Genomic DNA, 13,680 nt, shown 5'->3' with positions numbered 1-13,680 from the left:
GGGGCGTCCGGTACTGCTGCGTGCTGCGTGCTGTGACTACGCGCCGATCACCAGTTCGTCGAGCGTCTTGCGCTGGCGCGGGGCGATCTCGCGCTCTCGGAGCACGTCGGGCAGCGAGTCGACGTCGCCCAGAACGCCGATCGTCGTGATCGAGACGACCTCGAGGTTGTCGGCGAGGCCGAAGGCGTCGTGGAGCGCGGGCCCGTCGAAGCCGCCCATCTGGTGGGTGTGCAGGCCCTCGTGCTGCGCCTGCACCGTGAGGTGGGCGACGGCCTGGCCGAGGTCGTAGCGCGCCCACGGGCGCGGCTTGCCCTCGGCGTCGGCCACCTCGGCGATGTTCACGACGAGCACGGCGGCCGAGTCGGCCCAGGCCTGGTTGAAGCCGGCCAGTGCCCCGTGCACGGTGGTGAAGGCCGGCGTCCCGCGATGCGCCACGATGAAGCGCCACGGCTGGGAGTTGTTCGCCGACGGCGCCCAGCGGGCGGCCTCGAGCACGGTGCGCACGGATTCGGGGTCGACGACGGCATTCGGGTCGAACGCGCGCGGGCTCCATCGGTCGACCAGCGGGTCGATGAGTGCGGCCGACGTGTCGGCCCTGCGAGAGGTGAGGTCGGTGACGAGCGTCATGGCGAACCAGCTTTCAAGATGAGGAACATGCCGGGTCGCCGTCGACCCGTTCCATTCCAACGCATAGACGCCGCGGGTATTCCGAAATCACAGCGAACGCGAAACATGCCGACACGCGGCTCACAGCTCGCAGCTCGCGCGGCGAGCGGATCGGCTCCCTTCGACCTCTCCGGAACCGGCAGCAGCGCGAGGAGACGCCGTCGATCTGGCTGCGTCCGCAGGGCACGCCGCGGGTCGTGGCGTGCGACACGCCCGGGCTGCGTGTGGGATTTGTGTGGCGGGGGTGTCGTTGCGTATGTTTATCCATGTCGCCGCGGCGGTCGGGTCTTCGGGCCGGATGGTCGTGGGCGGTTCTAGCCAAATAACCTCGTAGGCGCGTTTGCGACTCGGTGATTTCAAGCCTAGATCCGTGCATCCTCTGCTCGTCTTCTCAGCTGGTTTCCGGTTTGAGTGTGGCTGGTGGTGGTATGTTTGGCAGGTTGCCCTGAATGGCTGCTCATGTTGGTGGGTTGGTTGTTTTGTTGGCGTCTGGTTCTTGAGAACTCAACAGCGTGCACTATGTTCAATGCCAATTTTTTGAACCCCATCCACTTCGGTGGTGGGATTCCTTTGATTGATGGACAATTTGATTTTTATAGTCAGTTGTTTCTCTGTCAGTGAACAAACTCCCTGACACTTCGGTGTTGGGAACCATTTTTTTTGGAGAGTTTGATCCTGGCTCAGGACGAACGCTGGCGGCGTGCTTAACACATGCAAGTCGAACGATGAACCCGGAGCTTGCTCTGGGGGATTAGTGGCGAACGGGTGAGTAACACGTGAGTAACCTGCCCTGGACTCTGGGATAAGCGTTGGAAACGACGTCTAATACCGGATAGGACCCTGGACCGCATGGTTTGGGGTGGAAAGTTTTTTCGGTCTGGGATGGACTCGCGGCCTATCAGCTTGTTGGTGAGGTAATGGCTCACCAAGGCGTCGACGGGTAGCCGGCCTGAGAGGGTGACCGGCCACACTGGGACTGAGACACGGCCCAGACTCCTACGGGAGGCAGCAGTGGGGAATATTGCACAATGGGCGAAAGCCTGATGCAGCAACGCCGCGTGCGGGATGACGGCCTTCGGGTTGTAAACCGCTTTTAGTAAGGAAGAAGGGGAGCTTGCTCCTTGACGGTACTTGCAGAAAAAGGACCGGCTAACTACGTGCCAGCAGCCGCGGTAATACGTAGGGTCCGAGCGTTGTCCGGAATTATTGGGCGTAAAGAGCTCGTAGGCGGTTTGTCGCGTCTGCTGTGAAATCTGGAGGCTCAACCTCCAGCCTGCAGTGGGTACGGGCAGACTAGAGTGCGGTAGGGGAGAATGGAATTCCTGGTGTAGCGGTGGAATGCGCAGATATCAGGAGGAACACCGATGGCGAAGGCAGTTCTCTGGGCCGTAACTGACGCTGAGGAGCGAAAGCGTGGGGAGCGAACAGGATTAGATACCCTGGTAGTCCACGCCGTAAACGTTGGGCGCTAGATGTGGGGACCTTTCCACGGTTTCCGTGTCGTAGCTAACGCATTAAGCGCCCCGCCTGGGGAGTACGGCCGCAAGGCTAAAACTCAAAGGAATTGACGGGGGCCCGCACAAGCGGCGGAGCATGCGGATTAATTCGATGCAACGCGAAGAACCTTACCAAGGCTTGACATGACCGAGAACGCCGCAGAAATGTGGAACTCTTTGGACACTCGGTTACAGGTGGTGCATGGTTGTCGTCAGCTCGTGTCGTGAGATGTTGGGTTAAGTCCCGCAACGAGCGCAACCCTCGTCGCATGTTGCCAGCACGTAATGGTGGGAACTCATGTGAGACTGCCGGGGTCAACTCGGAGGAAGGTGGGGATGACGTCAAATCATCATGCCCCTTATGTCTTGGGCTTCACGCATGCTACAATGGCCGGTACAAAGGGCTGCGATGTCGTAAGGCGGAGCGAATCCCAAAAAGCCGGTCTCAGTTCGGATTGAGGTCTGCAACTCGACCTCATGAAGTCGGAGTCGCTAGTAATCGCAGATCAGCAACGCTGCGGTGAATACGTTCCCGGGCCTTGTACACACCGCCCGTCAAGTCATGAAAGTCGGTAACACCCGAAGCCGGTGGCCTAACCCTTGTGGAGGGAGCCGTCGAAGGTGGGATCGGTGATTAGGACTAAGTCGTAACAAGGTAGCCGTACCGGAAGGTGCGGCTGGATCACCTCCTTTCTAAGGAGCAACTCAGAAGCTTTCGGGTTTCTGCAGTGCAGGCCGGATCGGGTCCTTTGTGGCTCGCTGGTCGCTCATGGGTGGAACATTGAACATAGATGCTCGGGCCAATGGGTCTGGTTTAGTACGCCTCTTCGGGGGTTGGAACGGCTGGGTTCGGCGGGTCGGGCATGTTGCACGCTGTTGGGTCCTGAGGGACCGGACAAACTCTGATGCTTCGGTGTCGGGGGTGATGGTTTCTTCAGACCTTCACGAAGCCGATGGTTGATGATTCGGTGGGTGTGGGGGTTCTGGCCGTCTGTTGAGAACTACATAGTGGACGCGAGCATCTTAGAAGCAGGACTTTGTCCTGTTTCACAAAAGGTGAATCGCATTGAATGGCATCCTTCGGGGTGTTGTTTGGTGTGTTCACTGGTCAATTTCTCCGGCACTTCGGTGTCGGATACGAATTCGATCGAACTCATGTGATTTCAAGTTTCTAAGAGCAAACGGTGGATGCCTTGGCATCTGGAGCCGAAGAAGGACGTCGTAATCTGCGATAAGCCTCGGGGAGCTGATAAACGAGCTGTGATCCGAGGATTTCCGAATGGGGAAACCCCGCCAGGCCCTTTGGGTGACCTGGTGACTCCCGCCTGAATATATAGGGCGGGTAGAGGGAACGTGGGGAAGTGAAACATCTCAGTACCCACAGGAAGAGAAAACAACCGTGATTCCGTAAGTAGTGGCGAGCGAACGCGGAAGAGGCTAAACCGAGCCATGTGTGATACCCGGCAGGGGTTGCATGGTCGGGGTTGTGGGACCTTTCGGACTGTACTGCCGTGCAGTCACGGTGACGCGTCAGGTATAGACGAACCGCATTGAAAGGCGGACCGGAGTGGGTGTGAGTCCCGTAGTCGAAATGCCTGGCCGGCCGGAGAGGTATCCCAAGTAGCGCGGGGCCCGAGAAATCCCGCGTGAATCTGTCAGGACCACCTGATAAGCCTAAATACTCCCAGATGACCGATAGCGGACAAGTACCGTGAGGGAAAGGTGAAAAGTACCCCGGGAGGGGAGTGAAATAGTACCTGAAACCGTTTGCTTACAAACCGTTGGAGCACCCTTGTAGGTGTGACAGCGTGCCTTTTGAAGAATGAGCCTGCGAGTTAGTGATCTGTGGCGAGGTTAACCCGTGTGGGGCAGCCGTAGCGAAAGCGAGTCTGAATAGGGCGATTCAGTCGCAGGTCCTAGACCCGAAGCGAAGTGATCTATCCATGGCCAGGTTGAAGCGACGGTAAGACGTCGTGGAGGACCGAACCCACTTCAGTTGAAAATGGAGGGGATGAGCTGTGGATAGGGGTGAAAGGCCAATCAAACTTCGTGATAGCTGGTTCTCTCCGAAATGCATTTAGGTGCAGCGTTGCGTGTTTCTTGCCGGAGGTAGAGCTACTGGATGGCCGATGGGCCCTAAAAGGTTACTGACGTCAGCCAAACTCCGAATGCCGGTAAGTGAGAGCGCAGCAGTGAGACGGTGGGGGATAAGCTTCATCGTCGAGAGGGAAACAACCCAGACCACCAACTAAGGTCCCCAAGCGCGTGCTAAGTGGGAAAGGATGTGGAGTTGCACAGACAACCAGGAGGTTGGCTTAGAAGCAGCCACCCTTGAAAGAGTGCGTAATAGCTCACTGGTCAAGTGATTCCGCGCCGACAATGTAACGGGGCTCAAGCACGCCACCGAAGTTGTGGCATTGACATTACAGGTAGGCCTTCGTGGTCCAGCCGTGTTGATGGGTAGGAGAGCGTCGTGTGGGCAGTGAAGCGGCGGTGGAAACCAGCCGTGGAGGCCACACGAGTGAGAATGCAGGCATGAGTAGCGAAAGACGGGTGAGAAACCCGTCCTCCGGAAGACCAAGGGTTCCAGGGTCAAGCTAATCTGCCCTGGGTAAGTCGGGACCTAAGGCGAGGCCGACAGGCGTAGTCGATGGACAACGGGTTGATATTCCCGTACCGGCGAAGAACCGCCCACATGAAATCAGGAGTGCTAAGCATCCCAAGACGCGTGGATCCCTTCGGGGACGATCGTGAGGCGGCATGCGACCCCATCTGGTGGAGTGAGCGTATTAACAGGTGTGACGCAGGAAGGTAGCCCAACCCGGGCGATGGTTGACCCGGGGCAAGTGCGTAGGCCGAGCGATAGGCAAATCCGTCGCTCATGATGGCTGAGACACGATGCGGATAAAAAGTGGGTGATCCTATGCTGCCGAGAAAAGCATCGACGCGAGGTTCCAGCCGCCCGTACCCCAAACCGACTCAGGTGGTCAGGTAGAGAATACTAAGGAGATCGAGAGAATCGTGGTTAAGGAACTCGGCAAAATGCCCCCGTAACTTCGGGAGAAGGGGGGCCTAAGGCGTGAACCAACTTGCTTGGGGAAGCGCTGCAGGGCCGCAGAGACCAGTGGGAAGCGACTGTTTACTAAAAACACAGGTCCGTGCCAAGTCGCAAGACGATGTATACGGACTGACGCCTGCCCGGTGCTGGAAGGTTAAGAGGACCGGTTAGCCGCAAGGCGAAGCTGAGAATTTAAGCCCCAGTAAACGGCGGTGGTAACTATAACCATCCTAAGGTAGCGAAATTCCTTGTCGGGTAAGTTCCGACCTGCACGAATGGCGTAACGACTTCCCAGCTGTCTCAACCGCGAACTCGGCGAAATTGCAGTACGAGTAAAGATGCTCGTTACGCGCAGAAGGACGGAAAGACCCCGTGACCTTTACTACAGCTTGGTATTGGTGTTCGGTGTGGCTTGTGTAGGATAGGTGGGAGACTGTGAAGCTGGCACGCTAGTGTTGGTGGAGTCATTGTTGAAATACCACTCTGGTCACTCTGGATATCTAACTTCGAACCGTGATCCGGTTCAGGGACAGTGCCTGGTGGGTAGTTTAACTGGGGCGGTTGCCTCCCAAAAAGTAACGGAGGCGCCCAAAGGTTCCCTCAACCTGGTTGGCAATCAGGTGGCGAGTGTAAGTGCACAAGGGAGCTTGACTGTGAGACTGACAGGTCGAGCAGGGACGAAAGTCGGGACTAGTGATCCGGCAGTGGCTTGTGGAAGCGCTGTCGCTCAACGGATAAAAGGTACCTCGGGGATAACAGGCTGATCTTGCCCAAGAGTCCATATCGACGGCATGGTTTGGCACCTCGATGTCGGCTCGTCGCATCCTGGGGCTGGAGTAGGTCCCAAGGGTTGGGCTGTTCGCCCATTAAAGCGGTACGCGAGCTGGGTTTAGAACGTCGTGAGACAGTTCGGTCCCTATCCTCTGCGCGCGCAGGAAATTTGAGAGGATCTGACCCTAGTACGAGAGGACCGGGTTGGACGAACCTCTGGTGTGCCAGTTGTTCCGCCAGGAGCACCGCTGGTTAGCTACGTTCGGGATGGATAACCGCTGAAAGCATCTAAGCGGGAAGCCGGCCTCAAGATGAGATTTCCATCCCCATTGGGGGAGAGGCTCCCAGCCAGACGACTGGGTTGATAGGCCGGATGTGGAAGACAGGACTAACGACTGTCGGAGCTGACCGGTACTAATAAGCCGATAACTTGAAACCTCACTACACACACACGAAAGTGTTCATTCACGTAAAAGGCGTGTGTGTGGCCTGATGACTCGCGTCCACTCTGTGGTTCCCAACAGACGGAAACACAAACACACAACTCAACACACGACACCCATCGTGCCTGAGCAGGCGCCCCCGGACCACCGGGCCGGCACCAGCACACGCACCGATGAGGTTCACCGAGACTACACACCCACCACCCCCCAGGGATGGTGCCGGTTGTGGCAAGAGTTTCGGCGGCCATAGCGCGAGGGAAACGCCCGGACACATTCCGAACCCGGAAGCTAAGACTCGCAGCGCCGATGGTACTGCAGGGGGGACCCTGTGGGAGAGTAGGACACCGCCGGACAACCATTACCAGGAAGGCCACCCCAACGGGTGGCCTTCCTGCATTTAACACACCAACCACCGAACAGCACGACGTTCACGGGTTGGTGCGTATGCGCAGAAGGCCGCCCGATGGGCGGCCTTTCGTCGTCGGGGCGACACAGCCGTGCCGCCGTGCCTCGTACGATGGCCAGATGATCACCGTCCATGGGCCGGCCGCCCGAGTGCTCACCGCCTACACGGATCTCCTGGTGGAGCGCGGCATCCGCGATGCGACGCTCGAGAGCGTGGCGCGTCGAGCGGGCCTGTCGAAGTCCGGTGCACTGCACCACTTCTCGTCGGTGAGCGCGCTGCGTTCCGCGCTCTTCGTCGAGCTCCGCGCACAAGCCCATCGTGACGCCGAACTCATGCGGGAAACGCCGGAGGGCGCGGTCCGCTACTACCTCACCTCGTCGCTCGACCGCGACAGCGAGCTCGAGCGGCTCTTCGACGCCGCATACCGGATCGCCCAGACCGGCGACGAAGGCGCGCTCGAGGTCCTTCGGTCGTGCCGAGACGACTGGCTCGACGTGCTCGTGACGGCGACGAACGATCCGGGCTTGGCCCGCCTCGTGCTCTTCGCCGGCGACGGCATGAACTACAACACGCTCATGAGCCGCCCTGAGGGTGACGACCTGCTCACGGCCGACCACGTCGGCACGCTCGTCGGCACGCTCGAGGGGCTGCAGGGCCGCGGCTCCCGGGACTGATCCCGGCTCCGCCCGTGCAGGCGTGCGGCGATGCCTCGCGTCGCCGCAGCGTGGCGATCCTCCGTCCCAGCCATTCGTCCCGATGGCCGACCGACTAGTCGGTCGGTGCGCTAGAGTGTTCCGACAGCAGCTCCCGGAGTTCCCCGAGAAGCACCGCACTCGACGGCGAGAAGGTATCTGATGAGCACTCCAACGGCTGGCGCCGCGGCATCCACCGATCCGACGCCGACGAAGGGACTGGCGATCGGCAAGCTCGGGCTCTGGGGCTCGACGGTCATCGGCATCGCCTCGACGGCCCCGCTCTTCTCCCTCGCGGCCACGCTCGGCTACGTGATCATCGCGGTCGGCGCACAGGCGCCCGTGGCGTTCATCCTCGCGTTCGTGCCGATGCTGTTCACGGCGTTCGCCTACCGGGAGCTCAACAACGACGTGCCCGACTGCGGCACCGTCTTCACCTGGGCCGCCAAGGCGTTCGGTCCGCGCACCGGTTGGATGGCCGGCTGGAGCATCGCGGTCGCGGGCGTGCTCGTCATGGCGAACCTCGCCGAGATCGCGTCGGTCTACCTGCTCAGCCTGATCGGCGACGGCTCGCTCTCGGACAACCGGTTCATCGTCACGACCTTCGGCTGCGTCATCATCGCGGCCATGACCTGGATCTCGCTGCGCGGCGTCGAGATCGGCGAGCGGATGCAGCAGGTGCTGCTCGCGATCCAGTACCTCGCGATGGCGGCGTTCGTCGTCGGCTGCCTCATCGGCTACTTCAGCGGCAACGCGCCCGATCCGACGCCGGTCTCGCTCGACTGGTTCAACCCGTTCCTCGCCGACGGCACCGGCATGGTGCAGGCGATCCTGCTCGCGCTCTTCATCTACTGGGGCTGGGACACCTGCCTCGCACTCACCGAGGAGACGAAGGATCCCCGCCGCACACCGGGGCGTGCGGCGACGCTCTCGACGCTCGTGCTGCTCATCACCTACGTCGGCGTCACGGTCGTCGCGATGATGTACGCCGGACTCGGCGACACGGGCACGGGCCTGGCCAACGAGGAGCACGCCGACGACGTGTTCTCGGGGCTGGCCGGCATGGCGATGGGGCCGCTCGGCTGGTTCCTCGTGATCGCCGTGGCGATCTCGGCGCTCTCGTCGTCGCAGACGACGATCCTGCCGACCGCGCGCGGCACGTTCGCGATGGGCGTCTACAAGGCCCTGCCCGCCCGGTTCGCCAAGGTGCACCACGTGTCGAAGACGCCGACGTTCTCGACCACGCTCATCGGCGTCATCGCCATCATCTACTACGCCGGCATGAACTTCGTCTCGACGAGCGTGCTCGCCGACTCGGTGCTCTCGATCGGCCTCGCCATCGCGTTCTTCTACGGCATCGCGAGCTTCGCGTGCATCTGGTACTTCCGCCGCAACCTCTTCGACAGCTGGCGCAACGCCTTCTACCGGTTCGTGTTCCCGCTGCTCGGTGGCGTGTTCATGACCTGGGCGTTCGTGCAGTCGGCCATCGACATGGCGAACCCCGACTACGGGTACTCCCAGCTGGGCGGCATCGGCAGCGCGTTCCTCATCGGCGTCGGCTCGCTCGTGCTCGGTGTCGTGCTGATGTTCGTGTGGGCGCTGTTCCCGAACTCCCGGGACTACTTCGAGAAGCGTTCGCTCAACCGCGACACCGAGGTGCTCGCGCCCGAGTGAGCGCGCGGGCGCCGACGCGCCTCCTCGATCCCACCCTCGCCTCCGATCCGAAGGACCGAATCCCATGTTCGACACCGTCATCGTCGGGGCCGGCATCGCCGGCCTCACTGCGGCCCGACTGCTCCACGCGGCGGGCCGGCGCGTCGTCGTCGTCGAGGCGCGCGACCGCATCGGCGGTCGGACCTGGACCGACCGTTCATCGGGCTTCAGCGTGGACCGCGGCGCATCGTGGATCCACGGCCTCGACGGCAATCCGCTCACCGACCTCGTCGAGGCATTCGGCATGGAGAGCGCCGAGTTCACCGTCGGCAGCTTCCAGGCGGGCGGGCGCCCGATCGCGAACTACGACGAGTCGCACGCCGAGCTCGACGCGGTCGCGACCGAGCGGTGGGTCGCGGATGTCGCGGCCGCCGACGAGCGACTCGCGGCCGTGGTGACCGAGACCGAGCACGGCGCGAGCTACGCCGACGTCGCCGAGCGCGCACTCGCGGAGCTCGGCTGGGACGCCGTGCGCACGGAGCGGGTGCGCGGCTTCTACCGCCATCGCACCGAGGAGCAGTGCGGCGCAGACAACGAGGACGTCGACGCCCACGGGCTCGACGAGGATGCGATCGACGGCGACGAGGTCGTGTTCCCGGGCGGCTACGACGCGCTCGCGACCGGGCTGGCGGGCGGCCTCGACATCCGACTCGGGCAGCAGGTCACGGCGGTGACGTGGTCGGCATCCGGAGTTCGAGTCGTCACGAACGATGAGACCTTCGAGGCGGCGCAGGTCATCGTCACGGTGCCGCTCGGCGTGCTCAAGTCCGGCGCGATCGCCTTCGACCCCCCGCTTCCGGAGACGGCGGCCGGGCCCATCGAACGGCTCGGCATGGGCACGTTCGACAAGGTGTTCCTGCAGTTCCCCGAGCGCTTCTGGCAGGAGGACGCCTACGCGATCCGTCAGCTCGGGCCTCAGGGGGTTCCGTGGCACTCCTGGTACGACGTGTCCGCCGTCAGCGGCACGCCGATGCTGCTCACGTTCGCGGGCGGCGAGTGGGCGCGCAGCATCGAGGCGATGGACGACGACGAGATCGTCGCCTCGGTGCTCGAGGCGCTCCGGCGCAACTACGGCGACGCGGTTCCCGAGCCGAGCGGGTACTGGATCACCCGCTGGGGCGCCGACCCGTTCAGCCTCGGGTCGTACTCCTACGTCGCCCGCGGCGCTTCGCACGACGACCACGACACGATGTCCACGCCGGTCGGGGGCGTGCTGCATCTCGCCGGAGAGGCGACGTGGAGCACGGACCCCGCGACGGTGCACGGCGCGCTGCTCTCGGGGCTCCGCGCGGCGGAGCGGATCCTCGGCGTCGCGATCCCGATCGAGCGCGTCGCCGAGCCGAACTGACGGAGACGCCCGGGCCTGGCCGTTAGGCCCGGGTGAGCTCCTCGCGGATGCCGGCGACGAACGCGTCGATGTCGGCCTCGCTCGTGTCGAACGAGCACATCCAGCGCACCTCGCCCTTCGCGGCATCCCAGTCGTAGAACTTGAAGCCGCGGTCGCGCAGGCGGTCGGCGACACCGAGGGGGAGCACCGCGAACACGCCGTTCGACTGGGTGGCCTGGCTGAACCCGAGGCCGGGCAGCTCGCCCGCGGCGATGCCGGCGTCGAGCGCGTCGCGCAGGCGGCGGGCCATGGCGTTGGCGTGCGAGGCGCTCTCGAGCCAGAGATCGCCCTCGAGCAGGGCGATCAGCTGCGCCGAGACGAAGCGCATCTTCGAGGCGAGCTGCATGTTGAGCTTGCGGAGGTACTTGAGGCCCTCGGATGCCGCGGGGTTGAGCACCACGATGGCCTCGGCGCCGAGCGCGCCGTTCTTGGTGCCGCCGAAGCTCAGCACGTCGACGCCGGCGTCGCGCGTGAAGGCGCGCAGCGGCAGGCCGAGCGAGGCGGCGGCGTTGGAGAGGCGTGCGCCGTCCATGTGGAGCAGCATGCCGTGCTCGTGCGCGTGGTCGGCGATCGCGCGCACCTCGTCGGGCGTGTAGAGCGTGCCGAGCTCGGAGGTCTGCGTGATCGAGACGACGAGCGGCTGTGCGCGGTGCTCGTCGCCCCAGCCCCACGCCTCTTCGTCGATGAGCTCGGGGGTGAGCTTGCCGTCGGGCGCGATGACGGTGAGCAGCTTGATGCCGCCCACGCGCTCGGGCGCACCGCCCTCGTCGGAGTTGATGTGCGCGGTCTTCGCCGAGATCACGGCGCCCCATCGGGGCAGCATCGACTGCAGGCCGGTGACGTTCGCGCCCGTTCCGTTGAACACCGGGAAGGCCTCGACGCCTTCGCCGAAGTGCTGGGCGAAGACCTGCTGGAGTCGCTCGGTGTAGGCGTCCTCGCCGTAGGCGATCTGGTGGCCGCCGTTCGCGGCAGTGATCGCGGCGAGCACCTCGGGGTGCACGCCGGAGTAGTTGTCGGAGGCGAAACCACGAATGGTGGTGTCATGCAGGGGGCTGTTCTCGAGGCTCACCGGTCCATCCTGCCACCGACGACCCGAGCGCTTCCTGACGTTCGGCGCGGGGAACCTGCGCGTGCGGCCTCGCAGACGCACGGATGCCCCGGGGCACCGGCCCCGGGGCATCCGCTCGCCATGATCAGCCCAGGAGGGTGAAGACCACCGTGGAGGTGTTGCCGGCGACATCGGAGACGATCAGCGTGTTCTGCCCCGCGACCGCGCCGAACGTGCCCGGCTTCACGAAGTTGAGGTCCGACCAGACGTTGTTCGACAGGTCCTTGACCACGCCGTTCAGCTCGACCTTGTCGACCTTGCCGGCGTCGAAGAGCTTGAAGCTGACCTTGTCGTAGGTGCCGTCGGCCCCGACGGTCTCGCCGGTGCCCGTCTTGACCGTCGCGACGGGCTTCGTCGTGTCGGGTGCGACCGGCGCGGGAGCCTGCTCGAACGCGACGCGGTCGACGGTCCAGAAGGCGCTGTTGGTGCCGGTGTAGTGGAAGCGGAACTGGGCCGTGCGAGCGCCGGCGGGCACGTCGAAGGTGAGCCGCTCGTTCGTGTTGGTGTTGGCCGAGTACGCCTTCAGCGACTGCGGCGCTCCGCCGTCGAAGCTCACCGAGACCTCGGCCGACTGCGGGCCGTCGATGAAGTAGTTCGTCGCGTACGCGAGCGTCGCCGTCGCGGCCCCGGTGAGCGCGTAAGCCGGGCTCACGAGCGTCGAGTCGAACTGGCCGGCGGTGTGCGACTTATCGTCCCACTCGTCGGAGTCGGCCACGGCGAAGACGTCGCGGCTGCGAACGCTCGTCTCGCGGCGCTGGCCGAGCTCGACGTTCGTCCAGAACTCGTCGGTCGCGAACGACCAGCCGGCCCACTCGGTGACGCCGCCTGCGGGCATCTTCGAGTTGTCGATGCTCCAGCCCTCGGGCGTCGTGTGCGTCCAGCCGAGCGTGCCCGCGGCGGGGCGGGTCTCGTCGACCTTGCCCTGCAGCACGGGGCGTAGCGCGTCGAAGTCGTCGGCTTTCAGGGCGCCGAGCGCAGTGCCGTCGAGCTTCCAGGCGGCGTCGGCGGCGATGCCGTCGGCGGCGAGCACGGTCGGCGCGATGTCCGCGACCTTGACGTCGTTGCGCACCGAACCCGCGGCGATGCCGGGGCCTGCCGCGATGACGAAGACCTTGCGCTCGGCGGGCGTGTTGCCGCCGTGTCCGCCGGTCGGCGTGTGGCCGTGGTCGGCCGTGACGATGATCGTCCAGTCCTCGGCGGCGCGGGTGGGGCGGGCCTCGACCGCGGCGAGGATCTCGCCGAGCTGGGCGTCGGCGCGCTTCAGCGCCGCGCCGTAGGCGGCGCCGTTGGTGCCGACCGAGTGCCCGGCGCCGTCGACCTCGTCGAGATGCACGAACACGTCGTCGGGGTTGCCGGTGGAGAGGGCCGCCACGGTCCTCGCGGTGGTGCCCACGTCGTTGCCTCCGGCGATGCGCTGGTCGACCTTCGGACCGAAGATGGTGCCGGGGATCGGCCCCCAGGTTCCGACGACGAGCGTCGAGCGCTCGGGCTTCGCGGTCTCGATGCGCGTGAGGTAATCGGGGTACTCGCCGTAGTTCGGGTTGCTGAAGTTGTTGTCGGGAACTCGGTGCTTGTCGGGCCACACGCCCGTGGCGATCGTCGACCAGCCCGCGCCCGAGATGGTGCCGGCCATGGGCTGCGCGTAGAGGTTGCTCGTCGCGGTCAGGCCCGCGGCGCGGAGGGCGACGAGGTTCGGCATCTCGGCCGGCTCGAGGAAGTCGAAGCTCGCGCCGTCGATGCCGACGACGAGGGTCTTCGCGGTGCGGGAACCGTCGGCGGCAGCGGCGACGGGGGCGGCCGAGGCGGCCGAGGCGGCCTGCGCGCAGATGGGCGCCGCGACGAGGGCGGCGGCGAGGAACGTGGTCGAGACGGCGCGGATCGCGCGGTTCGGCGATGGCATGAAAGGTGGGCCTTCCGGTGGGTGTCGCGGCGACGGATGC

Annotated in this window: 6 protein-coding genes and 3 rRNA genes; 6 read left to right on the top strand and 3 right to left on the bottom strand. The window is 64.0% G+C overall.

Going from position 1 to position 13,680, the window contains the following annotated elements:
* Positions 1-36 precede the first annotated feature (36 nt).
* The gene (locus ATC03_RS18755; protein WP_067880520.1) at positions 37-627 is read right to left on the bottom strand and encodes a nitroreductase family protein; all 591 of its coding nucleotides are present in this window, start codon (positions 625-627) and stop codon (positions 37-39) included.
* Between the two features lie 696 nt (positions 628-1,323).
* On the opposite strand from ATC03_RS18755, the gene ATC03_RS18750 reads away from it, so the two are divergent.
* The 6 genes from ATC03_RS18750 (at position 1,324) to ATC03_RS18725 (ending at position 10,593) form a co-directional block, all read left to right on the top strand.
* A 16S ribosomal RNA gene (locus ATC03_RS18750) occupies positions 1,324-2,855 on the top strand.
* A 468-nt stretch (positions 2,856-3,323) separates the two neighbouring features.
* Positions 3,324-6,429: ribosomal RNA gene (locus ATC03_RS18745) — 23S ribosomal RNA — on the top strand.
* Positions 6,430-6,670: 241 nt separating this feature from the next.
* Positions 6,671-6,787: ribosomal RNA gene (gene rrf / locus ATC03_RS18740) — 5S ribosomal RNA — on the top strand.
* The 16S, 23S and 5S rRNA genes sit together here, the layout of an rRNA operon.
* 172 nt (positions 6,788-6,959) lie before the next feature.
* Entirely contained in the window at positions 6,960-7,514 is a 555-nt protein-coding gene (locus ATC03_RS18735) for a TetR/AcrR family transcriptional regulator (RefSeq protein ID WP_067880517.1), read from the top strand.
* A 180-nt stretch (positions 7,515-7,694) separates the two neighbouring features.
* Positions 7,695-9,206, top strand: coding sequence for an APC family permease (locus ATC03_RS18730; protein ID WP_067880514.1), 1,512 nt, complete (start codon positions 7,695-7,697; stop codon positions 9,204-9,206).
* A gap of 64 nt (positions 9,207-9,270) precedes the next feature.
* Positions 9,271-10,593, top strand: coding sequence for a flavin monoamine oxidase family protein (locus ATC03_RS18725; RefSeq protein ID WP_067880511.1), 1,323 nt, complete (start codon positions 9,271-9,273; stop codon positions 10,591-10,593).
* 22 nt (positions 10,594-10,615) lie between these two features.
* Here the strand turns inward: ATC03_RS18725 and ATC03_RS18720 are convergent, their stop codons facing one another.
* Positions 10,616-11,701, bottom strand: coding sequence for a threonine aldolase family protein (locus tag ATC03_RS18720; protein ID WP_067880508.1), 1,086 nt, complete (start codon positions 11,699-11,701; stop codon positions 10,616-10,618).
* A gap of 124 nt (positions 11,702-11,825) precedes the next feature.
* Positions 11,826-13,640, bottom strand: coding sequence for an alkaline phosphatase family protein (locus ATC03_RS18715; protein WP_067880505.1), 1,815 nt, complete (start codon positions 13,638-13,640; stop codon positions 11,826-11,828).
* Positions 13,641-13,680 lie beyond the last annotated feature (40 nt).

Source organism: Agromyces aureus (assembly GCF_001660485.1).
Lineage (GTDB): Bacteria > Actinomycetota > Actinomycetes > Actinomycetales > Microbacteriaceae > Agromyces > Agromyces aureus.
The sequence above is the reverse complement of the archived record's forward strand: the minus strand, read 5'-3'. Positions and strand labels throughout refer to the sequence as shown.